At 60.6% G+C, this 26384-nt stretch carries 30 protein-coding genes and 1 other annotated feature; of the genes, 2 read left to right on the forward strand and 28 right to left on the reverse strand.

Annotated elements, in window-relative coordinates:
* Positions 1-2: 2 nt before the first annotated feature.
* Genes VNS12_RS10565 through VNS12_RS10585 form a run of 5 tightly spaced genes read right to left on the reverse strand, consistent with a single transcriptional unit; the run spans position 3 to position 6504 of the window.
* On the reverse strand, positions 3-2579 hold the full coding sequence (locus VNS12_RS10565) for a phage tail protein (protein ID WP_325487797.1): 2577 nt from the start codon (positions 2577-2579) through the stop codon (positions 3-5).
* A 3-nt stretch (positions 2580-2582) separates the two neighbouring features.
* Entirely contained in the window at positions 2583-2993 is a 411-nt protein-coding gene (locus VNS12_RS10570; RefSeq protein WP_325487798.1) for a DUF6950 family protein, read from the reverse strand.
* Positions 2993-3667 (reverse strand): hypothetical protein, encoded by a 675-nt coding sequence (locus tag VNS12_RS10575; protein ID WP_325487799.1) that lies wholly within the window; start codon positions 3665-3667, stop codon positions 2993-2995. The genes VNS12_RS10570 and VNS12_RS10575 overlap by 1 nt, the downstream gene beginning before the upstream one ends.
* 4 nt (positions 3668-3671) lie before the next feature.
* The gene (locus tag VNS12_RS10580; RefSeq protein ID WP_325487800.1) at positions 3672-4337 is read right to left on the reverse strand and encodes a hypothetical protein; all 666 of its coding nucleotides are present in this window, start codon (positions 4335-4337) and stop codon (positions 3672-3674) included.
* 7 nt (positions 4338-4344) lie between these two features.
* Entirely contained in the window at positions 4345-6504 is a 2160-nt protein-coding gene (locus VNS12_RS10585; protein WP_325487801.1) for a phage tail tape measure protein, read from the reverse strand.
* A gap of 37 nt (positions 6505-6541) precedes the next feature.
* Here VNS12_RS10585 and VNS12_RS10590 point away from each other — a divergent pair, with 37 nt between their 5' ends.
* Complete coding sequence (locus tag VNS12_RS10590) at positions 6542-6877, forward strand: hypothetical protein (protein ID WP_325487802.1); 336 nt, start codon at positions 6542-6544, stop codon at positions 6875-6877.
* Between the two features lie 309 nt (positions 6878-7186).
* On the opposite strand, the gene VNS12_RS10595 is transcribed toward VNS12_RS10590, so the two are convergent.
* From VNS12_RS10595 to VNS12_RS10705, 23 genes are all read right to left on the reverse strand, one after another.
* Positions 7187-7516 carry a hypothetical protein gene (locus tag VNS12_RS10595; RefSeq protein ID WP_325487803.1) on the reverse strand — a complete coding sequence of 110 codons (330 nt, stop codon included), beginning with the start codon at positions 7514-7516 and terminating at the stop codon, positions 7187-7189.
* A gap of 11 nt (positions 7517-7527) precedes the next feature.
* Entirely contained in the window at positions 7528-7962 is a 435-nt protein-coding gene (locus tag VNS12_RS10600; RefSeq protein WP_325487804.1) for a phage tail tube protein, read from the reverse strand.
* 53 nt (positions 7963-8015) lie between these two features.
* Positions 8016-8438: a hypothetical protein gene (locus VNS12_RS10605; protein WP_325487805.1), complete on the reverse strand. Its 423-nt coding sequence runs from the start codon at positions 8436-8438 to the stop codon at positions 8016-8018.
* Positions 8435-8872: an HK97-gp10 family putative phage morphogenesis protein gene (locus VNS12_RS10610; RefSeq protein ID WP_325487806.1), complete on the reverse strand. Its 438-nt coding sequence runs from the start codon at positions 8870-8872 to the stop codon at positions 8435-8437. Before VNS12_RS10610 ends, VNS12_RS10605 begins: the two co-directional genes overlap by 4 nt.
* A complete protein-coding gene (locus VNS12_RS10615) occupies positions 8869-9243 on the reverse strand; it encodes a phage head closure protein (RefSeq protein WP_325487807.1) in 375 nt (124 codons plus the stop codon). The genes VNS12_RS10610 and VNS12_RS10615 overlap by 4 nt, the downstream gene beginning before the upstream one ends.
* Positions 9243-9548 (reverse strand): head-tail connector protein, encoded by a 306-nt coding sequence (locus VNS12_RS10620; protein WP_325487808.1) that lies wholly within the window; start codon positions 9546-9548, stop codon positions 9243-9245. Before VNS12_RS10620 ends, VNS12_RS10615 begins: the two co-directional genes overlap by 1 nt.
* A gap of 2 nt (positions 9549-9550) precedes the next feature.
* Positions 9551-9748 (reverse strand): hypothetical protein, encoded by a 198-nt coding sequence (locus VNS12_RS10625; RefSeq protein ID WP_325487809.1) that lies wholly within the window; start codon positions 9746-9748, stop codon positions 9551-9553.
* A gap of 66 nt (positions 9749-9814) precedes the next feature.
* Positions 9815-11059 carry a phage major capsid protein gene (locus tag VNS12_RS10630; RefSeq protein WP_325487810.1) on the reverse strand — a complete coding sequence of 415 codons (1245 nt, stop codon included), beginning with the start codon at positions 11057-11059 and terminating at the stop codon, positions 9815-9817.
* A gap of 29 nt (positions 11060-11088) precedes the next feature.
* Complete coding sequence (locus VNS12_RS10635; protein WP_325487811.1) at positions 11089-11787, reverse strand: HK97 family phage prohead protease; 699 nt, start codon at positions 11785-11787, stop codon at positions 11089-11091.
* Positions 11774-13024 carry a phage portal protein gene (locus VNS12_RS10640; RefSeq protein ID WP_325487812.1) on the reverse strand — a complete coding sequence of 417 codons (1251 nt, stop codon included), beginning with the start codon at positions 13022-13024 and terminating at the stop codon, positions 11774-11776. The genes VNS12_RS10635 and VNS12_RS10640 overlap by 14 nt, the downstream gene beginning before the upstream one ends.
* Positions 13021-14724 (reverse strand): terminase large subunit, encoded by a 1704-nt coding sequence (locus tag VNS12_RS10645; protein ID WP_325487813.1) that lies wholly within the window; start codon positions 14722-14724, stop codon positions 13021-13023. The genes VNS12_RS10640 and VNS12_RS10645 overlap by 4 nt, the downstream gene beginning before the upstream one ends.
* Positions 14721-15284 (reverse strand): hypothetical protein, encoded by a 564-nt coding sequence (locus tag VNS12_RS10650; RefSeq protein WP_325487814.1) that lies wholly within the window; start codon positions 15282-15284, stop codon positions 14721-14723. Before VNS12_RS10650 ends, VNS12_RS10645 begins: the two co-directional genes overlap by 4 nt.
* Positions 15285-15405: 121 nt before the next feature.
* Positions 15406-15741 (reverse strand): HNH endonuclease, encoded by a 336-nt coding sequence (locus VNS12_RS10655; RefSeq protein WP_325487815.1) that lies wholly within the window; start codon positions 15739-15741, stop codon positions 15406-15408.
* A gap of 121 nt (positions 15742-15862) precedes the next feature.
* Positions 15863-16681 carry a CPBP family intramembrane glutamic endopeptidase gene (locus VNS12_RS10660; RefSeq protein WP_325487816.1) on the reverse strand — a complete coding sequence of 273 codons (819 nt, stop codon included), beginning with the start codon at positions 16679-16681 and terminating at the stop codon, positions 15863-15865.
* A gap of 208 nt (positions 16682-16889) precedes the next feature.
* Positions 16890-17225, reverse strand: coding sequence for a hypothetical protein (locus VNS12_RS10665; protein WP_325487817.1), 336 nt, complete (start codon positions 17223-17225; stop codon positions 16890-16892).
* 223 nt (positions 17226-17448) lie between these two features.
* The gene (locus tag VNS12_RS10670; RefSeq protein WP_325487818.1) at positions 17449-18306 is read right to left on the reverse strand and encodes a hypothetical protein; all 858 of its coding nucleotides are present in this window, start codon (positions 18304-18306) and stop codon (positions 17449-17451) included.
* Between the two features lie 100 nt (positions 18307-18406).
* Complete coding sequence (locus VNS12_RS10675) at positions 18407-19891, reverse strand: SulP family inorganic anion transporter (protein ID WP_325487819.1); 1485 nt, start codon at positions 19889-19891, stop codon at positions 18407-18409.
* Between the two features lie 69 nt (positions 19892-19960).
* Positions 19961-20016 (reverse strand) — a sequence feature (sul1 is cis-regulatory element that is thought to sense ions involved in sulfur or methionine metabolism; They are found in Alphaproteobacteria).
* A 47-nt stretch (positions 20017-20063) separates the two neighbouring features.
* Positions 20064-20861 carry a DUF6551 family protein gene (locus tag VNS12_RS10680; RefSeq protein WP_325487820.1) on the reverse strand — a complete coding sequence of 266 codons (798 nt, stop codon included), beginning with the start codon at positions 20859-20861 and terminating at the stop codon, positions 20064-20066.
* A 490-nt stretch (positions 20862-21351) separates the two neighbouring features.
* On the reverse strand, positions 21352-22284 hold the full coding sequence (locus VNS12_RS10685; RefSeq protein WP_325487821.1) for a toprim domain-containing protein: 933 nt from the start codon (positions 22282-22284) through the stop codon (positions 21352-21354).
* Complete coding sequence (locus VNS12_RS10690; protein WP_325487822.1) at positions 22281-23867, reverse strand: DEAD/DEAH box helicase; 1587 nt, start codon at positions 23865-23867, stop codon at positions 22281-22283. Before VNS12_RS10690 ends, VNS12_RS10685 begins: the two co-directional genes overlap by 4 nt.
* Positions 23864-24190 (reverse strand): hypothetical protein, encoded by a 327-nt coding sequence (locus tag VNS12_RS10695; RefSeq protein ID WP_325487823.1) that lies wholly within the window; start codon positions 24188-24190, stop codon positions 23864-23866. The genes VNS12_RS10690 and VNS12_RS10695 overlap by 4 nt, the downstream gene beginning before the upstream one ends.
* Positions 24183-25034 carry a hypothetical protein gene (locus tag VNS12_RS10700; protein ID WP_325487824.1) on the reverse strand — a complete coding sequence of 284 codons (852 nt, stop codon included), beginning with the start codon at positions 25032-25034 and terminating at the stop codon, positions 24183-24185. The genes VNS12_RS10695 and VNS12_RS10700 overlap by 8 nt, the downstream gene beginning before the upstream one ends.
* Positions 25031-25291 (reverse strand): hypothetical protein, encoded by a 261-nt coding sequence (locus VNS12_RS10705; RefSeq protein WP_325487825.1) that lies wholly within the window; start codon positions 25289-25291, stop codon positions 25031-25033. The genes VNS12_RS10700 and VNS12_RS10705 overlap by 4 nt, the downstream gene beginning before the upstream one ends.
* 388 nt (positions 25292-25679) lie before the next feature.
* Between VNS12_RS10705 and VNS12_RS10710 the strand changes: the two genes are divergently transcribed.
* The gene (locus tag VNS12_RS10710) at positions 25680-26378 is read left to right on the forward strand and encodes an XRE family transcriptional regulator (RefSeq protein WP_325487826.1); all 699 of its coding nucleotides are present in this window, start codon (positions 25680-25682) and stop codon (positions 26376-26378) included.
* Positions 26379-26384 lie beyond the last annotated feature (6 nt).

A 26384-nucleotide genomic window follows, 5' to 3' on the forward strand; every position in this document is an offset into this window, starting at 1 on the left:
CTCTATCCGAAGCTGAAAAAGCCGGTGAAGGGGTTTATGTGCATCGAAGACCCCACCATCTTGGCGTTGATGATGATGTCGCCGCCGTCGATAGCAAACGGCACCTTGATGTCGGTGCCGCTGCCATAGGTGACGGCGAACTGATCGGCGTTGACCAAGACTCGGCTTTTCCCATCGCTCATCGCATCGAGAAACAGCGCTGCCGTCGAGGGAAGGCCGCCAGACGTTGCGGACACACTGAGCGCGACACGCGCCAGCGCGCCGCTCGGCGCTGCCATAGTGAAGGCGCGGAATAGGAAGTCAGCGCTAATATCCCCAAACGCACTGTCGAGAGCGAGGATGGCGTTATTCTGGGCGACAAGTTCACCGTTGATAACGCCGATCTCCGAAGACAGAAGGTTCACGGCCTCGTTGGTCGCCGGGAGACCGCTAACGGGGTCGAACACCTCTGTCCGCAGCTCCTCAATCCGCAGTGCAATGGCGCTCTCTGGCCCGGTGGCGACGAGGATATCCTCTTGCCACTCCGCGCGGCTCTGGCCGGTGATGCTGACAAGCTCGCGACGGATTTTCTGCCGGTCTGCATAGGCGTTACTGGCCCCAAGCCCGTCATCCATGACATTGCTGCGAAGGCGTTCGATTGTCTCTCGGGTTTCACGGGTGGCCCAGTCGGACAGTTCAGCGGTCGCTTCGATTATCTCCTCGATCTGAATATCGATCGAGGAGAGCCTGATATCCGGCGTCGTAACAGCCAGCCAGTCCGACATCTCCATATCGCGCGCGGAGTACGGGACGAAAATCGAAGCGACCTCATAGGGCTCATTACCCAGGATTAAATCGCCCACGATGATAACCGATGGGATCAGGTTATCGGCATCGTATGGGTATGGCTGCGAGAAGAACGGACTGGTTTCGCCCGACCGCCGGATCATGACCTTGATGTCCCGGATGTCATCCATACCGCCTTGATAGAAACACTGGATGCCGGGTCGCCTTGCACGATTCTGGCTGTCGATGTGCTCGTAAGGTGAGACCGCCCAGCCGGTCACCACCTGCGCTGGCGGATAAATCGTCTGGATCGGCCCAACGGACCAGTCCTGTCGGGCACTTGACGGCGGGTCAAAGTCAGCCGGATCGATCTCTCGCAGCGTCATGGTCTGGACAAAAGTCCGGCGGCCCGACATTTCGAGGATCTCGAACGACTTGCCGGAATACCCCTCGCCGAGAAGCGTGCCCTCGATCACATCGCCCGGTTCGAGCAGCCACGTGATCGGGTGGAATGAGCCCTGCAACGTGCGGAAGCGCCGGCCATCTTCCAGATAGCTGTAGGCCAGCCGCTGCGCCTGCTCGTTGCGGTTGACCATCGGCAACGCCAGATCAGCCGCCAACCGCCTGTTGCCGTCCGCCACGATATAGGCGGGATCAGACTGAACCGGAGCGGCCTTGTTGCCCCACGCCTCGCCGGGCTCGGAATAGGTCGCCTCGATGGTGTTGTGCGTGGCCTCGAGGCCGGGGAAAGGCGTGAAGCTACGCGGATCGGTTATCAGCAACTCACCTTCGCCAAAGCTCCACACGGCAGCACCCGGCGCGCCACAGCGCGGTTTGTACGTTCCAGCGCTTTCGATGAACCGCCCCATGGACGACTTAGCGATCTCTTCGAGAACTGCGGCAGGCTCCATATCAACGGTGATCTCGCCGCCGATAGTGAACTGCTTTTGGTTGCCCCACGCCGCCATTGCGCGGTCGGACTCGTTCATGGCCGCAATCCACGCCGAGGTGGGCAGACGCAGTGCGGGCAAGCCTTGCAGCCCCCACAACCATTCCGAGCCGACATAGACACCCATGAAGGCCGCATTGTAGGCGATCACATACGGGTTGTCGGTCCACTCCCACGTGGACGGATTGTCACGACGATGTGTGCCAACACCGCCTGCACTGCTGTCCTTGCGGATATCGTAGAGCCGCAGCCCGCGCACCTCAAACAGCATCGAGGGCGCGCCGTTTTGCCAGAGCTCCCGGTTGTAGCGCGTGGTGACGATGGCATAGGCTGTGCCGCGCCCTACCATGTCGGCGCCATAGGGACGCTCGGCATGATTGCCGAATTTGGAGCGCAGATAGGCGTCGGGCGCAGTCTGGCGGCCGTCATGGAACTTCACCCAGAGGTGGTCCTTGCCGCTCTTGCGCCCCTGATTGATCGGATAGCCGTACTGGCTGTGCGGCTCGCCCCAACGAACCGTTGCCAACTCTCCATTCACATAGATGTTGTTCAGCCCGTCGAGCGGCGCGTTCGCCAACTCCAGTACGTCAACAAAATAGGCGTTCGGGGTTTCGCCATCCGTGCCCCATGTTCCGGCATAGACGCGGTGACCAGCCGTGGCCGAAGTGCCGACAAAGAACGACAGCGGGCTGTCGCCCCCCATCTGCATGGAAAGGGAGACGCCGGGGTCCTTTTGCTTCGGCGGCTTGGGCGCCAGTGCCTGCGAGAGCAGCGTGCCCCCGACATAGAGGGCCGTGCCGACCAGCAATTGCGCAGCAATGCCGCCGCCGAGAAGCCCGGCGATCGGTGCAACAAGAAACGGCATCGTCTATACCCTGAAAGCTCTGGTGGCGTCGGCCCGGTCGCGCACGCCGATCCCGGTGGCCGTTACGACAAGCACCTGCTCGCCATTGAGGATGCCCAGCGAATAGCCAAACACATCGTCGGTCGGGATGGCCATGATGTCACCGATCTGGGCAAAGGCGGGCTCAGTCGGCTCGAAGTAATGGGAGGCCACGCCGCCCATATCCTTTGCCTCAATGGGCTTGAGCACACGCCCGATAGCGCCGCGGGCCGTCTTGTAGCGACCACGATGCTTGGCGGCGTGATCTGTCCCGGTCATGGCTTCGACCGCGCCTGTCACAAACAGCCAGCAATCATGTGTGCCAAAGGCAAACGGGGTGGCGCGCACTTCCGAGACATAGGCCCCGAGGCGCTTGCGCCAGTCTTCGTGTCGCATCACTTGCCACCCAACTTCATGTCCACGATCTGCTTGATCGCTGATTGCGATCCGCCCTCGGACTTCTGCCCCCATGGGATGGGCCAGGCGCCGGATACGCCGATGTATTTGTGGAAGCCATCGTTCTGCCGGGTGCGCTGGTGAGCATCAGATCGCTTGGCCGGATTGGTTCGAGTCAGTTGCCGCGTGTCCGACACCAGGTCGAACCGGATGCCGCCCTGCCCGCCCGCTGCCGGCACCTCTTTAGGTGCCCCGTTGAGTTCCCCAACGAACTCCAGTAGCGCGCTGGCCATGTTGCGCGTCTCGGGATCAAACAGCGCCTGATACACGGCGACTTGGGCCAGGCGCATGTCGTGCCCTGTCCACATGTTCAGCACGGTTTCATGGACCGCTGACAGAGTGATCGACTTGCGCCGGATGGATAAATCCGACGTGCGGGGCGTCTCGCCCACGTCGAGGATCGCCCCAGCGCCTACAAACGGATGGCTGGCCGGGTTGCCGGTAAACGGCGAAGTGACGGTCGCCGTGACGGTATCGTGCTCGGACCAAAACGCGAACGGTACCGGAGCGCCGGCAAAGGTTTTCACGTGCCAGACGACCAGATCAGCCTCAATCAGGCCGAGCGTATCCGCGCCCTGCAAGAGAGCGACGACATTGGGATCAGCAGTACGCATGGGATCAGATCAACCGTTGAATGATATCGAAGGCGACACCGTGAGTATTCACTGTGTCTGCGGTTCCGGGGTTGAAGGAGCCCGGCATAACACTCGCGAGGATCGCGGGCTTGGCCAAGAACACCGGATCGCCAACGAGCGCACCAGCTCGGATATGGGGGAACACCTCAAAGGTCGGCGTCACGCCACTCGATAGAGCACTGACCGTTTCGGTGACCCGGTGCAGGGCTCTACGCTTCTGCCCGGATGGGCCATAGTCAAACGCCAGCATGTCGCCCACAGTGAGCCGGTAGCCATTCGGCAAGCCGGTGATGCGCAATTGCCGATTGTTCGCCGCGATGGTGTGCAGCGTCGGCGTCGCGGCGCCGAGCGTGGCGCCCGATGGGTCAGCCGCCGGATATTCGCGCTTGGGGTTCGAGAAATAGAACTTTCGGCCCGGATGGCACAGCATTTCCAGCATCGCGAGGATGTGATCGGCCTCGTCATTTCCCATGCTCACAAGCTGTACCGGCAGTGTCCAAAGGGGCGAGGCTAGCTCAGCAGATAGGGGCTGGCCGCTCCCGAGCCCCGAAGTCTGGTCGTTGCGCATCAGCTGCCAGTTAGGCGAACCGATGGCCACTCGCAGCCTGTCATAAAAGTCTGCGAGCGAAAGAGGATATTCCCAAGCCATTGGTCACCTACACGAATTTGACGCGGGGATTGGCAACCCAGTCAGGCAGGTGCTGGCGGACAGTCTGCAACGCACTGTCCATGCCTTCCTCGACCATCTGGCGGACTTCGGAGTTGCCGCGCGCACCGCTCACCGTGATGTTGAAGTTGAGCTCACTGGGCCCGCTATCCCCGCTGGTCAGCGTCTGCCCCGGCTTGGTGATGTCTACCCGCTCGTTGGGCGACTTGCGGAACATCACCAGCTGGCTGTCGATGCCGCCCGCGCCTCCCGGCATGATGGTGCCGCCCCGCGCAAAGCCGAGAATATTGCCGATACCGGAGAACAGGCCGCCGATGCCGCCACCGCCGCCGCCAAGCCCAAATAGTGCCTGGAAACCTTGGGTGAGGAACATCTGACCGAGCTGCTGCATGACGGAGGATATCGCCTCGCCCACGGTCATTGAGCCACTGATCAGGCCTTGGAACGCGCGCGTGACCACGTCTGCGATATTCTTGGCGGTCTGCTCTACCTGGCTGGACATGCTGTCCATGCCGTTCTGCAGCCCCTCCATGACGTTGACGCCGACGCCGTGCATGACGCGAGAGGGGGAGAAGATTTGCAGGGGATTGGTGAAGAAGCCGGCGACTTGATCACCGAGCCCCGAGGCCCACCCAGTGAACTCGCCCCACTTCGACTGAATGCCGTTCCACAGCCCCTGGATGATATCGACACCGATCTGGAGCATGCGCCCTGGAAGCTCTGCAAAGAACTCGGGAATTTGAGCCGCGAAGGCCCGGATATCTTGGCGGACAGCCTCCAGATGAGTACCGAAGCTGTCCATGGCGTCCACAAAGGATTGCCAAGCTCCCGACACGAACTCAGCAACGACCGAGGCAAGATGCGAAATCTCCGGCCAGAACGCGATAATCGCAGCGGTCAGCGCCGCGATACCAACGATCACCAGCGCCACAGGGGCGCTAACAGCAGCCACGGCTGTAGCCAGTGTTCCGAGAACCACCAGCAGCGGGCCGATGGCGGCAGCAACGCCCGCGACGATAGTGCCCATACGTAGCATTTCAGGATTGGTCTGCGATAACTCTTGCAGAAACCCGGCCAGTGCGTTTGCCGCATCCGATGCCCACTGCAATAGACCAGCGTCGGCAATGGCCAACTGAAGGGCCTCAAAGGCCGCTGCCAGCTGACGCATCGCGCCGTTGAAACCCTGCATCTGAACAGCGGCCACTTCCGCTGCCGTACCTACGCTATTCTCCAGTTCGCCCGTCAGTTCACGAACGGCGTCCGAACCCTGCGTGACCAGCGCAGCCATTGCCGGACCCGCACGCTGGCCGAATAGTTGCATGAACAGCCCAGCATTGTCGGCGTGCGGCTCAAGTTCCTCAATGATATCAGCGAGCGGTAGAAGGCGTCCTTGCGCATCGGTAAAGGAGAGTCCGGCCTCTCTCATGGCGTCGGCCATCGCCGAGGTGGGGTTAAGGATGCGAGAGATTGCGCCTCGCAGCGACGTGCCCGCCATGGACCCCTGAATACCAGCGTTACCCATGAGAGACAGCGCCGCCGCCGTTTCCTCAAACTGGACGCCCGCTGCTTGGGCGACGGGGCCAGCGTATTTCATGGCCTCGGCAAGGTCGGACAAGTCGGTATTTGCGGAGGTGAACGACTTGACCAGAACATCGGTCGCGCGGCCAAGCTGTTCGACATCCATGTTGTAGCCAGCAAGGATGTTGGTCACGATGTCCGCAGCGCGCGCCATGTCGAGCTGGGCAGCGGCGGCGAGCTGGAGAGTGTCCGGCATGGCATCGAGGATGTCGATCGCCTCCATGCCAGCCATGGCTAGAAAGCCCATAGCATCGCCAGCTTGTGCGGCAGTGTATTGTGTGGTGGCGCCGAGCTGGCGAGCCTGATCCGAGAGCGCCTGCATCTCGTCTCCGGTCGCACCGGAAACGGCGGAGACCTGGTTCATTGCTGCTTCGAAATTACCGGCGGCCCGAAGGGTGAGCGCACCGAACCCGACAATGGGAGCGGTGACGCGGACAGACATTTGCCGGCCAATAGCCTGCATCTGCTTTCCAGCGTTTTGGAGATGCCGTTGAGCGTCCGACATGCCCTTGGTAAAGGCAGCGGAGTCGAGCCCCAAAATGACACGTACCGCGCCTACAACTGCGCTCATGAGCGTGCTACCTTTGCGAAAACTGGAGGATGCCTAGATGAAATTGAAAGCCGCACTGGCCGCTGTTGCTATTTCTCTCGTGGCCACCCCGTCCCTGTCCGTCGCTAATGACGAAATTGATCAGGGCATCCGTTCGCTTTGCGAGGCGGAATGGGAGGGTGACTTTGCGATGCAACGCTACTGCATCGATCTGCAAACAGATGGCCACAACGACTTCACGGCCAGCCTAGATGCTCTGAATGACGACAGCCCGCTTCAACGATCCGCCGCAAAATGTCAGGAAGACTGGTCAAGCGCGGACGGAACAACTGATTGGAGCATGGTGAACTATTGCTTTGGGCTGCAAGAGGAGGCCTTCTTGAGCCTGCAATAGCTCACGCCTCCTTTGCAGCCTTCCGCCGTCGTCGCTTGAACCAACCCCGAACCTGAGCCTCAAGCTGATCGGGAGACATATCGCGTTCGCGCCGCCCGCTGCCCTTCACCACCTTGTCGTGGTTCGGCATGCGCTTTGCCCTTTGCAGAGCTGCTACATGCCAGGCCGCTGATAGTTCGCTTTCCCGCCTGCGCTGATTGCGCTTGGATGCTCCGGCAATGACCGAATTGTATTCGAGGAACGAGGCATCCCAGAAGTCAGCGCGGGGTTGTTCTGCCTCAATCCATGCCTCAAGCAGCGATGGCCAGCTTACCGGGCCTTCGCTGCCTTCTGAGGGCGGTCAACCTTATCGGCCTGCCCGCCCCCCATCGCCGCGCCGATGGCCTGCACCCATTCGCCAATCTCGTTCAGCTGGACCAATTCGCCAGCCTCATCACGACTGATCGCATGGTGCTTGGTGAGCCCCGCCCAGATCACGACCTCTAGCGTGCCCATCTTGGGGTCGTCGCCGGAAAGATCGTTGAGAATGGATTGCAGCCCGCGACCGGGGAACTGGCCCTCGATCATGGCGCAAGCGCGGAGGTTGTAGGCCAGCGTAAACTCGCCAGCCTCGACCTTGACGATGTGCTCAGCTTTCATCGGGACAGCCATTAGCTCTCGTCTCCATCATCCCAGACTTCCTCGCCCGAGGGCGCGATCGTGAGGGTGGCCGTCATGCGATCATCGAGCGGCACATTCTTCTCGTACCCGGTGATGGCCGCGTCATAGGTGACAGTTACACCATTCGGGAATTCGATCTGATGCTCAACGATCTCGCCTGACGCGCTGAGGCGACGCAGCAGAATATCGGTGTCGCTGCCCGGCACATAGTTGATCTCGAACGATGCCTCACCGCTGTCGATCAGCCCGGCGATGTACTCGCGACGACGGCCGGGAGATTTCATATGCGTGGCGTCGACGCGATCAGCAGTCCCGCCCGGAGGCGTGATGTTGAAAACTTCGCTGATCTCCACCAGACCGGGTGTCCCAGCTTCCGAATCCCAAATACGGTATGTGCTGCCATACCCCAAAGAGGCGTCAGTCATTGCTATCTCCAATGATGTGAAGGTGCGCCAGCCCAGGGCGCGGGGTTAGCGGGCTATGGCTGGGCAGGTGCCCAATAGAAGCGGTAGTCGAGCTTGCGGGCGAACCACTGCAATGCGGCGTTGCCCGAGTTACTGTCGCGCTCTGTGGCGCTCTGCTTGCCGTCGCGGAACACGCCGTCGATAAAGACGCCGCCGAACGTGCCTTTGTAGCCGCTGATGAACTCGTCCACGGCCTTGCCGAGATCGCGTGACTGCATGTCCGTCTCGGCGCGGCAGTCGATCTGCACGCGGGTCATGAAGTGCTTGACCGGCCCATTCATGCGGTAGACGACCGGCGCCGAAATCAGGAACATGATGATGCGCGGCCCTGTAACCCCTTGAGATGAACGGTTCCAGTCGCAGTTATTTCCGACGAGCGCCTTGATGGCGGGATCGGATAGCAGCAGGGCAGCGAGCCTATCCTCAAGGTCGATCATTTGGCGTTCCCCCTCGCCTTGGCACGTTGGACGGCTTGCTCAACGTCGACCATGAGGCGGTCTGTGATTCGCTTGAGCGCTCCCTCTTTCTTGCTGTCGAAGGCCGGGCGGGCATACGGGTGCGGCGGATAGCCATCGCCACCGAATTCACGCAGATGAGCCGCTGGCCGATTGTCCGGGCCGACAAAGCGCTCTTGGTCAGATCGCTTTCGATGTAAGCCCCTCTGGCGCCGTGAGAGCGTTCCAGAAACGGAAATGCTTTCCCGAAGGTTACCTTCATCGACCGGAGCTCGGGCTCGCATATCCTGGGCAATGATCTCGCCACCGTCATTGAGAGCCTTGCGCGTAATGTTTCTCGCTGTGCGCAATTTTAGTTCCTGCAGGGCGGCATCGACCTCGCGCAGGCCTTCAATTTTCACCCTCACCGGCTTCATGGCCCGGGCTCCGGTGCGGGCGTCAGATTGAACAGGTCGGACCGCGCCGCCGCCGTGATCTCGATATACTCGCGCCGCCCAAGCTCCTTGACGCCGACGACGCCGTAAATCAGCCCGTCACAGGTCAGCCGATCTTTGGTGTTGAGGTCAGTGACCTTCTTGTTCCACCGGATCACGAACCGCGTGGTGAGCGTCGAGCCAACCTCAGCGCCACGCAACCGCTCGGTATCGCTGACATCCCGCTTTTCTGCCCAGACCTTTGCCAGTTCAGCCCAGCCTTCAATCGGGTTGTTCCATTCGTCTCGGGTGACGCCGTAGCGCTCGAGGGCAATGCGGCGGTCGAGGCTCCCGGCGTCGATCTTGCGCGCCATCAGATCGGCAACCAGCGATAGGGCCAGACAAGCGCACGAGCGGCGGAAGGAATGCCGTCCTCGCTACCGGTCATAAGCCGGTTATCATAGAAGGCGCTCACGGTGATGAACCCTGCCGCCTTGAATACCGCCTCTTGCCCGAACGGGACCAGTGACAGGTTGCAGAACCGCAGCAGCGCCTTTTCAGCCGCCGCCATATAGGCTTTGATCAGGTCATCCTCATCGTCATCATCGACGCGGAGGTGCAGCTTAACCTCTTCGAGCTCCCACAGCGGCCCCAGGCTCTTGATGACGATATCAGCCATGATCAATCCTTCTTGGCGTCAGCCTTGTTTTTCGGGGCAGGCTCGGCCTTGTTTTTGGGCGCGGGTTCTTTCTTGGTCTTCTGCTCGGCAAGGATGCCGGCCTTAATCAGGTGCGCCACGTCGCGGGGCTCGGCCTCGCGCACGTCGCCCTTGGCATAGCGCTTGTCGCCAATGTGCTGGCGCAGAACGTCGTATTTCATGGGGGAGCTCCTTTCGGTTCATAGAGAGGGCGGCGCAAACCGCCCTCCTTGATGAGCCGAACGAGATCAGTCGCCGCCACCGGGCGCTTCAACTGCCGGATTAATGGGTCCGGTGATGAAGGCTTCGGGACGGTACAGAGCCAGCGCAAGGCGTTCCTCTGCGAGGATCGTCACAAGGTTACGGGTGAAGTCATCATTGACGTAGCCGACCTCAACACGCGCATCCCAGCGGTCGAACAGCTGGGCACCGAGACGGAACGCACCGGTGAGGAACGTGCCGACATCCATGGCCTGAGTGGCCACGACCGGCAGACCCCACATGTTCGGCTGCGCCGTACCCTGTGGATTGCCGATGATGTAACGGCCTTCGTTGTCCTTGGTCAGCTCGATATTGGCCCAGTCGATCGGGTTGAGCACGTGGCCGGTGGCCGGATATTCAGCCAGAGCGGCCTGCAGCATGGCCAGCCGCAGCGTGTCGATTGACGTCATCGGTGCCGGGGCAACTGCACCGGTGGGGATCGCAAAGGCCGTTGCCTGGGGCAGGATGCCGTGCAGGTTCTGACCAGTGCCATCACCATTGAGCAGCTGATCCTCCTCAACATAGGCCAGCCCGTACATCAGGCGCTGGTCGATGATCGAGCGGAGCTGGGAGAAGTCCGAAAGGATCTGCTTGGATGCCTTCATCCAGTGCGCGATCACCTTGGCCGAGGTGGTCACCAGATCGAACTGGAGATCGGACGACGGCTTGGCCGCGCCTTCCGCGACGCCAGCGGCGTTGTTGGTGAACCCGGTTTCGCGCACATATTCGAGCGAGTTGCCGTCCATCCGGCCAGGCGAGATCAGATCACGCACAGTCAGGCGGCGCTGGGGCAGCTCAAGGATGCCCGGCAGGCGGGTGGTCTCAACCCCGGCCCCCGCGGAGCCCGCAGCGTTGGTGGTGGCGCTGGTGATCGTTGCCTTGAAACGCATATCGATCTTGCCGCTGGACGGATCACCAGACAGGAAAGATTTGACGCGCTCGTCTTCGATGAACTGGTCACCGAACGATTTGAACTCATCGTCGCTCCCGCCGCCCCCGGCAGCGAACTGCTGATCGATATCGGCAAACTTTTCATCGAGGGTAGCGTTGAGTTTGGTCAGCGCCTGGTCGATATCGCCCTTGATGGTCTCGGACAGCTTTCCGTCCTTGGCCGACTTGCCGATGAAGTCTTCAAACTCACCGCGGACTTTGTCGACCTCTTCTTTGACGATCTTGGACTGGGCAGCCTTGATCTCTTCCGCGAGCTCTTCGCGGGTTTTCTGTTCCGACATGGGAACCTCCGATAATGTATGGGAAGGGTCTAGCGACCCAGGATTGCCCGCATTAATGCGAGGCGTTCATCTTCCGCACCGGCAGGTTCCCCCTGCCCTTTCAGGTGGATGCGCGCGGTACGCTCCGCCTGCGAATTCGAGAAGCCCAATCCCTTGAGCCATGTCTCGAATTCCCGCTCGGTCAGCCGGTCCCCGGCCTTGAGCTTGTCCGTGAGTTCGTATGCGGCCTTTGCCGCCTTAACGCTGGAGATGGTCGCCCGATCGTTTGCGCCGATCGAAACAATCGACACCTCTTTGAGGTCGAGCTTTTCCAGCGTCCAGACACCGGTGTCGGTATCGACGGAATAGGCCTTGATGCGATACCCGATCGAGAGGCCGTCGATATCGCCCTCTTTGAGCAGCTCATAGGCCTCGCGGGCTCGCTGGACGCCCATGTTGAGCTTGCCCTTGAGATAGAGGCCCTTCGCGTCTTCTTTCGCCTCCACCCACTTGCCGATCGGTTCGTCTCGGTTGTGCTGCCAGAACAGCTTGGGCATCGTTCCGTTGGCCTGGTGCTCGGCAAGGCTGTCCTTAAAGGCACCGGACGCAATCACGTCGCCATAACTGTCCGGCTCTCCGCCGAACGTCGAGCCATAACCTTCGAATTCGCCCGTATCCCGCAGCTCCTTAATGTCGAGGACAGGCGCGGTGCGGGTCAGATCGATCGTGGCATCCTTAAACCTGAGCATTGTCGGCTCCTTCTTTGCCGGCTTCGGTGATCGGCACGTTCTGCATCTGCATACGCGGAATGTCCCCACCTTCGACCGGCGGCAGATTTTCCAGCTGGCGAATTTCGTTGATCGTCATCGCGCCCATCTGGCTCATGCGCTGGTAGAACGCAGCGCGCGCCGCGCTGTCGCCCCGCAGCAGCCCCTCAATGCTGAACTCGATTGTAATCCCTGCCGCCCGGTCTTCCGCCGTCAGGAGCTGCTTGCGCATCGCCTGCTCGATCCGGGCGAGACGGCGGCGCAGGGTAAACTTCTGGAAACCCAGCGTTTGCTGCTCAAGGCCGGTGCCCCAACTGGTCGATTTCTCGGTGTGCCCCACCATGAACGGTGGCACCCCAAAGAACCGGCAGACTTCCTCGACCGAAAAGCCCCGCGATTGCAGCATCTGGGCGTCTTCCGGGTTCATCGACAGCGGCGTTACTGTCTGACCGCCCTCGACGATGAAAGGCCGACCGGCATTGATCGCGCCGACATATTTTTCCTCAAGCTTGCCTTCAACAAGGTCGCGCTGTTCGGGCGTCAGCCATTCCTTGTAGGCGAGGACCACGCTGGGGCGCATGCCGTTGGCAAAAGTCCCGCCTGCCGATTTCTCAATTGCCTTGGCCAGTCCGAACGTCTGACGGCCATAGGTGAGCGTGGATAGGCCCCCGAGCGGCCCGCCACCGAACCCGCGGATATGCAGCACGTCATCCTGATCAAGCTCGAAGCGCTGGCCATTCTCGGTCCAGCTGTAGCGCAAGCGTCCGGTAGACTGCCGCGTGACTGTGACCACGTCCCAAGGAACAGGTGCCAGCCCGACAATCTCGCGCTGCCCGTTCCGAAGCTTGCGGGCGATCCCATTGCCTTGCAGCTCAAGGCTGGCCGACACGAACTCCAGAAAGTCGAGCGCCGTCTGATGCGCGTTCGGGCTGTCGTGCAAAATGCGATAGAGCGCGTGATCCCGCGCGACCGTGCGCCCGCCGTTTTCGTCGGAGCGATAGATCATCAGCGGCAACGCGCCGATGGTCCCAGCGATCAGGTTCACGCAAGCCCAGGCGGTCGAGAGCGCCAGAACATCCTGCGCCCCGACACTCTCCCCCGAAAACGACGGCTCGATGCCCCAGCCGCGCGGCTCCGTCAGCGACAACATACGCGGCGGCGGGTCCGACACTGCCGACTTGGCAAGGAACGGAGCCAGCATTTTCTGCAACAGGTTCATGCCGTCTCCGCAAGGCTTCGAAGATAATCGTCAAGGTGTCCGGACTGCTTGGCCTCCGGATTGCGCATCATCACAGTCACCGCGTTGAACAGCGCCATGGCCGGGTCGATCTTGGCGTCACCCGCGTTCTGTTTGGTCGCCCGGATTGCCGTTGCGGTCGGCTCGATCTTGAGGTTACTCACGCACCACGCCATCAGGTCCTGACCGGCATGGCGCAGCGTTCCATTGGCCAGCTTGCGCTCCGCCGTCTTGATCGCGTTCATCATGCCAAAGCCCTGCGGCGCGCCGATCAGCAGCCCATCCTCCTGGGTGACGCCGATTTCATCGAGCGCTTCGAGCAATTCGCCCAGCCCTGCCGGGTCAACCGCCACCGGCCCGAGCTTTCCGCGCTGCTTGATCTCGGCGATGATTTCGATGATCGAGGAAATGTCCTCCAACTCGTCATCGACGATGATCAGTTCTCCAGCCTGCTCGAAATCCCGCAGCCGTGGCGCGATCGACTTCCGCCGCTCCAGCACACCCTGATGCGCCCAGGCCTTGGACCAAGCCCACCAGTCACGCGTTGCCTTGTGACGCCCCAGCAATGTCAGGCCGAACAGGTCATCGAGCCCGCCACCGTCGAGTCCGGGCACGATCACCTCGCACTCATCGAGCAGCGCCTCATAGGTGATCGCCCGATCAGCCCGCACCGGCCAGAAATCCGCGCCGGGCCAGCGATTGGCGCGCAGGTTCATCCCAATCTCGATGTTGAGGTGCTTGGCAAGGAAGACGTTGCGCGTCTCCGGCCCCTTGGCCCGCTCCTTGTCGAGCTCGTCCGCGATCCACTCCCGCCCCCATTCGGTATGGCCGATATAGGGGTTCGTGATGAAAAAGTTCTCCGGCTTGGCATAAGCCTCACTGTCGATCATGGCCTGCGGAAATTCATAGATCACCGGCAGGAACTTCTTGTCCTCGATCTCGCCGTCCCGAACCTGGCGGGCATAGTCGAGCTTGTCCTTGAACACCCCCGCCGGCGGCGCATCGCTTTGCGTCGTGATCGAGATCAGGAACCCTTCGGGGCGCGCCACCCGCCCGCCCGCCGCCTCGCGCATCATCGCGTCGGCGCCCTTCTTCGAGCCGAACTCCCAAAGCTCGTCGACCAGCACGAAGGCAGATTTGTTGCCCGCCACCGTCCCGGTATCTGCCGCCAGCACCCGTAGTGTTGCGCCCGTCTTCAAATGCGTGATGGTCCGAAGGTGATCCTGAATGTGCAGGAACCCTTCCTCGGCCGCGTTCAGTTCGGGATCAGCCCGCACCATGTCGGCAGCGGGCTTGAACGAGTTGTCTGCCGCCTTGATGGTCGGCGCGACGATGATCAGTTCGTTCGAGTCCCGCCAGTTGCGGATCAGCGCCGTGAGCATGATCCCGGCGGCGATGGTCGACTTGCCGTTCTTCTTGGCAACGCACAGGAAGAACTCGCTGATCAGCCTCTGACCGCTGTCCGCGTCATAGGCCCCGAACACCGCCTCAACGAAATCAAAGACCCACTGCCCGCCCGCCTCGCCAAACGTCGGTCTGCCGGGTGCGTCGACAATGCGCAGCGCCTTGAACACGTCCAGCGCCGCCTGCGCCTCGCTCGGGAACAGCGGTTTGCTCGGGATCAGGGAATGACCGGCAACAATCCGTTCCGCCCAATCCGGGCAGGCCGTGCTCCAGATCATCGCTTATTGTCGACCACAAGCTTGGGAGCACTCGGTGCGGCGAACTTACTGCCCCCGCCAGCCGCGCCTTCTGCCCGGGCCTGACGTGCTGCCTTCTTACCGCTCCGGCCTCCGTCCGCCGTCTCGCCCATCGTCTTGAGCGCCAGCGCGATGGTCTGAAGCGTCTTGGCGCGTACCGGCAAGCTCACCGCCTGCTTGAGCGCTGCCACCCGGTCAGGGTCGACTTCGTTCATCATGATGATGGCCTCAAGCTCGCCCAGGTGCATCGTTTCGGCTGTCAGTTCATCGAGCAGCCGATCGGCCAGGTTGCGCCCGCGCCCGATGACTTCCTCGACCTTGGGCACATCGGCGATGGGCCGGGGAATACGCACCGGCTCCACGGTTTCCGCCTGCGTACTGGCTTCGACCGCTTCGCGTACCCAGCCATGCTTTTTCGCGCGTTTGCGGATCGCGCCTTCGGTGATCGAGAACCACGCCGCAATCTCCCGGATACTGCGGGTTGTGCCGCGATAGTCCTTCTCGATGGCGGCCCAATCGATCGGCTGTTTCTTGTTCGTCATGACTTCCAGTTCGCACTTGGTACGCACTGCGTAATCTGAGGGAGGAAAAAATCTCTGCGTGAGGGGGGCGCGGGTGTCCGCTCGGCCCGGTTTTTGAACTTTCGAATACCCCCCCCCAGGGTCAGCGGCGGCGATAGCGGTCCGGTGTCGGCCTGACCTCTCGCCCGAACTGCTCGGCAGTGACGATGCGGTGGTGTTCATCGCAAAGGTTGCGGGTGTTGCTGTCATCGTCTGTGCCACCAAGGGCAAGGGGGACTATGTGATCCACTACGGTGGCGACGGTGATGATGCCTTTGGCTTGGCAGAGCTCGCACATGTAGTTGGTGCGGAGCATGCGGCGGTGACGCTGCTTTACCCCTGCCCTGCCTCGGAGGCGTGGAGTCTCGTGCTGGACGGCGGCAGTGAGCTGAGGCTTGAGTGTTGCCACCATGGGCTTGATGGTCTTGAGGCGGGCCATGATACTCCTGCCTTACTTGCTCGCTGCTGGACTGCTCAGTTGGGCGGCGGGCTTGCGGGATGGTGGCTTGCGGGGCATTGGGCGTTCCCCTGTTGTTGGCCAGTGAGATCGGCCCGATATGCTACGCTCTGCCCACCGTACCCTCCACTTGGAGCCAGCCGACTGGCGCGCGATATAACAGCCCCACGATGAGCGCAACTAGTGAGAATGGGACCACGCCGAACGCAATCATTTGCAGCATCTCAGCGCCATCTACAGCGAAGTGCCCCCTATTCGCATGCAGGATCAACTGTGCCGTTGTCTGCCACGCCGTGTGAAGGCCGACACAAGCCCATACCGAACCAGTCATCACCCTCACCAGGCCGAGCACGAAAGCAACCGCGGCGAACATAACGAAGCGATCCAAAGCGACAGTTCCTGTTGAGATAGTCCATAATGCCGCTCCCCAACACGCGAACAGTGCAGACTGAACGATAATGGAAACTATGCGGGAATGACGTTCAGCCAAGGCTGCGTAGATATAGCCGCGAAACGCCAGCTCTTCCGGCAGCGCCTCAAAGAAAAACACCAAGATGATAAGTAGTGGAACGAATGCGATGATCTCGGCCATCGGGAATTGCGGCACGATGCTTGACCACCCCAAAATCAAAACAATTGCAATTCCGGTGAGCGACGGCAGGACAAATGCTACTGCACCAACTATCAATGGTCTGATTGCTGCTGAAGAAAACGGCAAGCCCAGTCCCGCAAGGGTGCCTCTGTCCAGACGACTACGCAAAAGGGCGATCAATGGGACTGTGAGGGCACTGGCTAATGCGGCGTTTAAGACGTGCCTACTCAGCGAATACTGATGGTTCCCAGTGGCCAACATCATAAAGAGCCAGATGACACTCAGGCCCAGAAAAAGAACTCCGATCCGGATATAAGGATGAACATTCACGCTGTAAGCACTCCTTCGCCAATGACGCCGCGTCCGGAGGCGAACGCTACCTCCATGACAGCCTTTTGTGGAGTGCCCTTTTGATGAGTAACCCAGCGGGAGTACGGTAGCGTGCTGGGTCTTGCTACCTGCTTTTCGAACCACTTCCATTTCGGAAGCAGTTGGAGAAACAGACCGCGCCACCCGAGCAGGTGACGCGGCTGCAAAATCACTCATCGACCAGCGTGTAGCTTTCCAACTCACAGATATCGATTTCTGCCACTTCGAGTTCAGGCCCCTCGGCAGTCTCGAACCGGAAGTCGTAAATGCACTCGTCTGATCCGCCCCCGATAAACACGGTGCCTTCATAGCCTGGCTCCAGAATTCCGACTTCATCGAGCAGGTCATCGCCCCATGAATCGTCACTGCTGGGAGACGCGTAAAAATAGGTCAATATATAGCTGGAATCGTTGACCAACGTGAACTCAACATCATTTGCGGCGACTGGCGCTATGGCCATCATGGCTGAGATCGTGGCGACAGCCCCGATTTTAAGAATTTTCATGAGAATATATCCCTCTAGGTAGCTGCTCCTCGCAGCCAAACTGGGCGTTATTGTCATGAACTTCCTGGCAGCGCCATAAGAATGTTTGGCTGCCGTATCGATGTGGGAGGTAGAAACGCAAAAGGCCCGCCGAAGCGAGCCTTGTTCAATGGCGCGAAACACCAACATAACGTGAACATAGGGTGATTTGGCCCCCTACGCAAGGGGGGCCAGAGGGGCCACCCTACGCCGCTTCTGCGTTTTGAACAGGGTTTCCGTTCTCATCTTCGATAATCACGGCTTTGCTACCGTCACCCCAACGGTGGGTACGGGATTTGGCCGGCGGGTCCAGCTTGAAGAACTCGACCAGCACGCTCATAGCATCGAGCAGTTCCTTTTCCGCTTTGCGCCGCGCTTTGCCGCTGCCGCCGTGGCCGAGCTTTGCCGCCAACTTGCGGACCGAGGCCCCACCGATTACTACCGCGTCGACAATTCCTGCTGCACGAGTGCTGAGGGCCTGCCGCGCGTCTGCCAGCTCGCGTCGGGCATCATCCTGGGCAACTGTGATCTGATCCTGTTGCGGCCCAGACGTATCGACCTTGACCTGCTCGTAATCGATCGCGCGCGCTCCGCCAATCTGGGACAGGTCGAACAGCTTGGCATACCGGATCGCCGCGAGAGTCTGAGCCTCAGTCCGTGACTTCACCCGGGCCAGCCCGCCGATCAGAATCACCATGTTGTGCGGCGTGAACTTCCGTTCCTCGTGCTGGGTTTCGACCTCGCCGCTGGCCACCGCCTCCAGCAGTCCCTTGGTGACACTCGGATCGTCCGTCAGGCGGCTGGCGATCACCTTCTTGGGCTCGTCCTTGCCTTTGTTGACGATAGCGACGAGGTCGTTGTAGCGCCGCCGGGCAAGCTCTGTCGCGGCCATGTCACGGGCCATGACGGCATAAAGCTCGTTCAGCTGCTCGACGCACTTCCGGTATTCTGGGGAATGATCGTGAACGCCAGCGCTCAACTCCGCCTGTGCGGCGGGAAGCGCGGCAACGGCCTGCTCATAGGTGAGCGGCTTGGTCTTGGGGCCCGAACGGGGCTTAGACATAGATCGACCTCTCGGATGAATGAGAGGCCGGGCAGTCGAAGCGAGAGAACGAATATGGAACAAAGAACCTAAAGGGTCAAGAGCTCAGTTAGGCGCAACGCTAATGTCCAAGTACCTTTTCCATCGCGTTAGGCTGATCATGCATGGCCAACTGGTCCATGATGGTGGCGCTGGCATCGTTCAATCCCACCACCTCGACCTCGGTTCCGGCCTTGCGGAATTTGAGGACGGCCTTATCGATCGCGTTGACGCCGGTCAGGTCCCAGATATGGGCCTTGCCTACGTCGATTGTGACACTTTCCAGCGCCTCGCCGAAATCAAAGGCCGAAAGGAAATCATCCGCCGAGGCAAAGAAGATCTGGCCTTCGACAAGATAGCGCCGATGCTTTCCGTCTTCTGAAAGCGTAGTCGTGACGCGGAAAATCTGCGCGACCTTCCAGGCAAAGAAGATGCCCGAAAGCAGCACGCCGACTCCGACCCCAAGCGCCAGGTTCTGCGTGCCGACGACGGTTATGACGGTTGCCAGCATGACGAGGCTCGACCGGCGAGGATGATGGCGGAGATCGGCCAGCGAGGTCCAACTGAAGGTGCCGATCGACACCATAATCATGATCGCCACCAGCGCGGGCATGGGAATGAATCCTACCAGGTCGCCGAGCACTATTAGCAGAAACAGCAGGAAAGACCCCGCGGTGAACGTTGAAAGCCGCGTGCGCCCGCCCGATTTCACGTTGATGACGGACTGCCCGATCATCGCGCACCCGGCCATGCCGCCGAACATGCCGCTGGCGATATTGGCGATGCCCTGGCCGATGCTTTCCCGGTTCTTGTCGCTGCTCGTGTCGGTCATCTGGTCGACGATCGAGGCGGTGAGAAGACTTTCCAGAAGGCCCACGGCGGCCACGGCGATCGAAGTGGGCAGGATGATCCACAGCGTTTCGAGGTTGAGCGGAATGTCGGGGAAAAGCAGGATCGGCAGCGCGTCGGGCAGTTCGCCAAGATCGGCAACCGTGCGGATGTCGATGCCCAGCATCAGGGCAAGCGCGGTCAGGACAAGGATGCAGACCAGTGGTGAAGGCACTTTGGTCGTCAGCCTCGGGAAAAGATAGATGATGGCGAGGCCCACCCCGATCAGCGCGTAGGTTTCCCACGTCACCCCGATCAGTTCGGGCAATTGCGCCATGAAGATGAGGATGGCGAGTGCATTGACGAAGCCCGTCATCACCGAACGCGATACGAACCGCATAACATAGCCGATGCGCAGCCAGCCCGCGATGATCTGGATGACGCCGGCAAGGATGGTGGCGGCCAGAAGATATTGCAGGCCATGTTCGCGCACGAGAGTCCCAAACAGCACCGCCGTCGCGGCGGTCGCCGCCGAGATCATGGCCGGACGGCCGCCAGCGAACGAAATGACGATGGCGATGACCACCGAGGCGTAAAGGCCGACGCGGGGATCGACCCCCGCGATGATGGAAAAGCCGATGGCCTCGGGGATGAGGGCGAGCGCCACAACGATACCGGCAAGGATATCGGCGCGAATATTGGAGAACCAGTTGCGGCGGATGGTTTCTTTCGAGAACATAAACACACAATCGAAGCGATCGTCCGGGCCGCTTGGGCGGGCCGAACTGCGGGAAACGAGCTTTATCTTGAGTGTCCGGCGGATCGGCGGCCGGAAGAGCCACCCGGAGTTTCACCGGGTCCGGGATGAGTAGGCTCATTACTGACAGAAGGACGCTCCGCATTCAAGGCTGTCACGATGTCGCTCGCCGCTTCTTCCGCGTCTTCCTGAACCACACCGACACCAGCGCCTTCCACTTCGGCATGCGGTGCGTGGCGGCAAACACCGCTGCCTCATCGTCCAGCATTACCGCATTGCCGCGTATGGCATCCGCCAGTGCTTCCGGCTCAATCTGGTCGCAATATTCAGGATCGGTCATCAGTTGCTCGCAGGCCTTGATCTGCAAGCCAGTGACAGGGGCAAGCTCGGCATTGGCGAGTACTTCGAGGACCTGCCGGGCGCGCATGGCCGTGTGCCTGCCGACCAGCGACCGGAGTCGGGCGATCGCGACAGTCTCTCCTGGCCGATAGCTCCCGTTGCTGCCGGGATAGCGCAATATCCTGATCCCTGCCCGCTCACAGACCTGCCGGACGGTCAGCGCATCCTCGTCATTGGCCGCCAGTTCCGCCCAGAACATTTCGAGGGGGCTGACATTCTTGCGGTTTGCATTCACCGCGACGAAGGTTTCGGCTTCGGCGACAGTTCCATCTGTCTCGATGATCGTACACGGGACCAGCGTGACGCTGGGGTGGCGCTTCGCGGCTTCGAGCCGGTGCTGGCCATCAATCGCGTGGTATCGACCATCGCCGGCCTTGGCGAGCACCAGCGCCCCAAAGCTCTTCCACGAAAACCAGTCAAGGATTTTGAGAACGCGGTTTTCATCGAGCCCGCGCTGATAGGCCGGATCCACATCAATCAGGCCTTTGTCGATCCAATCAAGGTCGGGCAGCGGGCCGGGGTCGCGACAAGTCATTTCGCTGTCAGTGTTCATCTCATCAGTCTCCATCTCTGCATCACCCTCAGGCCTTTCGGCTGGGCGTAGTTGGCTTTCGGACGGGTTTGTTCAAGGCACACTTCGCCCTGCTACGGGGACGAAGTGTGCGGTAACTGGCTCACGAACTGGGATGCCCTTTACACACCTGGATACGTGATTTCCTCCCTTGTCCGTAGGAGGATCGAGCCGGGGTTGCCCTGTCGGCCCTACACGCGCTTCGCTAAGCAGCGGCACCTTCCCAAAGCCATCCAGGCGACAAGGGGAAGGCTGCACCTCATTTCCGGGTGCGTCCTGTGTGGGTGTTGATGTCCCTGCGTATCGGAGGCCGTCCTGTTTCCGGCCCTACCCGCCCCAATCGCTGGGGTCTCTGTGCAGGCTATGTGTCGCTGTTACCGGCGCGACGAGCGGTCCACCAAACCGATCCCGGAAGCGTTTCAAGCTTTCGCCGTCCTCGCTGAGGCCGTGACATCTTCCGGCCTGACCACCGCTAAGGCACATGCGCCTCCCGGTTCAGTTTCATGAGGAAGCGCTGAACGGCAAAAATGCCCTGATCGACGTGAAAGTCGTTGAAGTCGGTGCCCAATTCGGGCGGCATGACGTATGGCCTGCCCGCTTTGCGCGCGAAATACTCGCCAGCGCCCATGCCTTCAAACTGCTCTGGGCGAGCGGCGGGCGGCGCGTCATTGTCGGCGGCGATCAAGCATCTGGCTTGTCTGGGCAATGCGCCCGCGACCCTTGTGACGTTAGACGCGGAAAAGCATACGAGGATCGTGCCGGGCCGGTTGAGGCCTTGCAAAGCGGCTCGCACCGACAGCGCGGTGGCATAGCCTTCGCATAGCCAGGTGTCGCGACCGGTGGAGATCCGATGCGCCGCACCGCCCATCTCGCCGCCATAGAGGAACTTCTTGGTCCCCTCTTCCCAGATGAGCTGCACACTGGTGATCCGCTTGCCGATCCGGGCCGGTATAACGATGGCCTCGCCAGCGCCGGGAGACACCAGATAATCGCCCCCTATCCGCGCCACATCGCTGCTGGCAATGACCAGAGCCTGTTCATCTCGGAACCCCTTGCGGGCGAGATAGGCATGCGGGCCGGGCCTTGCAGCGGCAATGATTTGACGAGCTATGTCCGCGGCGCGCTCCGCTCTCTTGCGATCCTCGGCGTCTTGCGCGCGTCGTGCCTGGGCGTACCGCTTGCGATCCTCGACAGTGCGCTCTTCCCTAAGCCAGACCGTCGCCTTGTCACCGGTCTGCCAATTGACTGCCGTGACGCGTTCCTCATCGAGGATGATCCGGCCATCACCTTTGCCGTTCTTGGCCAGCGTATCGGCTGCGATCCATTTGCGCATGGGCTGGCGACCACGCGGCGGGACGATGCCAACCGATGCACAGGCGCGGGCAATCGCTTCGTCCAGCGTCATGCTGCACGCCTCCGGCTTGATTTCCGGAAGCGGGCGACCTCACGTTCGATGAGCCCCCATTCGTCCTCGCGAACTGTCTTGGCGTCGCCGAAAGCTTCGTAGAGCCCGAAAGGCAGGGTGCTGTCGGGATAGATACCGCGCCAAATCCCATAGGCCCATTTGCGCGCCGCCACCTCGCCCTTCCGGCTATTCGCCTGGCAATAGACCACCGCGGCGTTCCAGACCCTCCGAGGGTTGTCGAGACATGCTGCCCGCATCCCTTTTCGAGGAGCGAATGCCTTTGCAGGTGCGTGATCGAGGTCGATCAACTGGCCCTGAACATACTGAATTTCGCCTCGGGCTGGCCGCTCCCACCCACACGCCGGGCAAGCATTCTGCGCCGGGACCATCTGTGTCCCGCATTCGCCGCAGAAACGCTCTTTGCGAACCTTCTCCGTTGGCTCCCGAACCTCGGTGTCCTTTTTCTGGGCAGTTGAGAGCGTGTCGACCCCATACTCAAACAGCCATGCCGTATCGTCGGCGAAGGAAATGCAGTTCCCAGAGTGATCGAGCCAGAGGCCGAATTCCTTGCCGGGATGGATGCGCATGATGCGGCCCATCTCCTGAATGTGGCTGGAAAAACTCTTACGATAGGGACGGCAGGAAATGCCGCACAGCACGTCTGGAACGTCAAAGCCCTTGGTCAGCACGGCGCAGGACACCAGTCCATCGATCGCGCTGTTGGGCTTGCGGAACTCAGCGATCTTGTCGCGACGCTCCCCGTCGTCCTTGTCGAGATAACTGATCTGCTGGAAGTTGTACCCAGCCTCGGCAAACTGACGGCATAGCTCCTCGCCATGTTTGACCGACGGCGAAAAGACGATGGTTTTGACCGGCCCGCCGAACGTCTTGCGAGTCTGTTCAATCCAGGTGTCGACAACGTTGCCGATGATCGTAATGCCGCGCTGCCCGGCCTCTTCGTCCTCGTATTCCCCGGTAAACTTCTTCTTTGCGCCGTCCATATCCGGGCTGACACATGCCTTGATGCGCAACGGCGAGAGATAGCCCTCTGCCAGCAGCTTGTTGACGGTGGTGCTGTTGACCAGCCCGTCCCAATGGCCCGCCATCCCAGCCGTGAAGGGGGTGGCTGTGAGGCCGACGACCTTGGCCTGCTCTGCCCTGCTCGCCAGATCGAGAATGGACTTATAGACCGCGTGGCACTCATCCCAGATGATGAGGCTGGGCAACTCGCGCAGCTGGCGACGAGCAAGGGTCTGCGCGCTGGCGATCTGAACGGGTTTGGAATAGTCCGTGAGGAAATGGGCGGCCTGAATAATGCCGTGATCAATGCCATAGGAGGCGAAGCGCTCGCTGGTCTGATCGATAAGAGCAACACGATCGACGACGAACCAGGCGCGCGATCCTTTCCGCTCAGCTTCCTGAACGATCTTCATCGCCATTTCGGTCTTGCCCGCACCGGTGGGAGCGACGAGCACCTGGCGCCGCCTGCCCTCGCGTATTCCGTTGCGGAGCAATTCCACCGCGTCGGCCTGATAGGGCCTGAGGTCGATTTCACGCGGTTCGAGGCCAAACAGCATGTTCATGGCGCCGGCTCCACGTCGCCGCGCACAACGTGATCGGCTTTCGAGACGAACCACGACCAATCGCATTGGTCGACGCCGTCGGGGCGCGCGCCATACAGAAACCGAAGGAACTCGGCCCATGGCTTAGGCGAGCCATCGTCAAAGGCCTGATCCGCTTCCACGGTGCGCAGGTGGTTCTCGATGGAGGCGCAGTTGCCCGTCAGCCACGTGCGCTGTTCATCTGAGAGATTGAGCGGGTTGACGATCTTCATGTGGCCGCCGTCGAGCACGATATCCGCGCCCAGCGCCCGCACTTTGGAAAGAATGGTCGCCACGTCAGCCACGGGTCACCTCACCCGTTTTCAGGTCGATGACGATGTCGGCGTTTGCGCCAGACTCGATGGCCTTTTTCTTCCAGTACTCCGCCGAACGAAGGTTCCGAACTTTTTCCTCGCTCTCGCGCTCGACCTGGCGCTGGAGGTTGCCGATTCGCTCGCGCAGCCCCTCGATAACTTCCTCGAAGCCACCGCGCTCATATTCAACGACCATGTCGTCGTATTTCGTGAGGGTTTCCCGAAGCTGATCAATTTCAGCCTTCTGGTCCTCATTGATGTTCTGCAACTCCTCGTTCTCATAGAGCAGAGACGCGATGCGCTCAGCGTCGTCGCCTTTTGAGGGTTCACGATTGAATGAGCGCTCAGCCTTGCGGGCCTCGGAAGCCTTCACTTCGACGTTAAGGTTCTCGCGCGCTTCGTCGCGCTGGCGGTCGTACTCAGCTTGCTGCTCGGCCTTTGCGGCCCTCTTGGCTTCAACAACAGCGCCGATAGCGTCGTTCGGTTGTTCGCCGGCCTCGACCCTCTCCTTAACGGCCTCTAAGGCGGCGGAATCATCCTTGAGGCCACGAGCGTGGCGAACAGAAATGTCCGACGCGTCGGACAAATCGACACCGGCCTGCTCAAGTGATGCAGTTACTTTGGCTTGGTCGATAAGGTCATAGGCCCGAGAGCGGCCAATCTCCCACCGCTCCTTGCAGTAGGCCTCGAAAGTCTTATGGGATGCACGATAAAGCTTGCCATCGCGAATTTCCGTCAGGGCCTTGCCGACTTCGATGAAGACGGTGACGCCGCGCGAAATGATGCCCTCACAGACAGCAAGCCGACTGGTCTCTGTTTTGGAAAGGCCACTCATAACCGCTCGATCCCCCGCGCATCGCAAAAGGCGTCGAGGGCGCGACGCAGATAGACCTTGGCCAGAGTGCGGCGGCTGAGCACACCAATGGTGACTGGCCCCTCGAATGGGACCGCGTTGCAGGCCGTGACAAATGAACCGACCGAACGGATGAGCGTTTCAGTGCTCGCCACGCCAGCCCGATCGGTCACGTCAACACCGGCTGCCGCTTCAACATCAGGCAAGGCTTCGCCGGTCGCGATTGTGTCGCGTTTCATTTTCTCACCTATGTCTGGGGTCTGGCGCGCTTCTCACTTCGACTGCCCGACCCGGTTAAACTCGTGTCAGGCGGCGTTACTCGGCTCGGGTACGATCTCCGGCCATTCCACACCCTCCGGCCAATTTTTAGCGAACCACCGCACCGCCAACCGATAGCGACCGGTTGTGAGATCTGCTCCGCCACGAAGGAGAGATAGCTTTTTGCTCTCACCAAAGAGGCGGTTGCTCAATGTGGTCTCACGGAGATCTGTTGCGGCAAGCCAAATATCGGCCAATGCGATGATGTGCGAAACATGAGGCATGCCCCCATATCGGTTATTTAACCGAGATTGTCAACGGTATTCTAACCTATGGCGGTTTAAAAACCCATCAAATAGGATGGGCGCCATGCTAAAAGACGTTCTTGACCGGATTGAATCTCGCCTAGAGGCACTCGGACTGTCTGCCACCGCAGCGTCGCGCCACGCCGGGCTATCGCTTGATGCGATCCGAAACATGCGCCGCAAAGTCCAAGCTGGCGACATCCACGCGGGAGTGAGTTCGCGCACCATTGATGCGCTTGCCCCCGTTCTCGGAACAACAGCATCTTGGCTCCTGACCGGCGACGAACCAAATTCAGAGAACGCCTCGCCTGATCTCGTGGCTACAAGACCTACCACACCCTTGATTCCGGGCCGTGAGCTACTGGGTACTGGGACGATGCCCGTCTATGCGGCGGCCATGGGCGGGGACGGTCACGTCATCGTGACGTTTGACGAAATCGATCGCGTAAAACGTCCGGCTGAACTTGAAAACGTAAGAGGCGGCTATGGATTGCTGATCAAGGGAACCTCAATGGTTCCTGCGATCAATGAGGGAGATACAGCCTTAGTAAATCCTCACCTGCCCCCTGCGCGCGGCGCAAACGTAATCCTCTACCACACGCCACCCGACGGATCAGACAACGAGGCGATGGTGAAGCAACTGCTCAATTGGACCGACAAGGAGTGGACCCTAAAACAATGGAATCCGCCGGAAGAGTTTAAAGAGTATAGGCAGGAATGGCCGGTTTGCCATCGGGTAGTGGGGGTCTATTATGGGCGATAGGCTGCT

It is taken from the genome of Pelagibacterium sp. (assembly GCF_035555455.1).
In the GTDB taxonomy this organism is placed as follows: Bacteria; Pseudomonadota; Alphaproteobacteria; order Rhizobiales; family Devosiaceae; genus Pelagibacterium.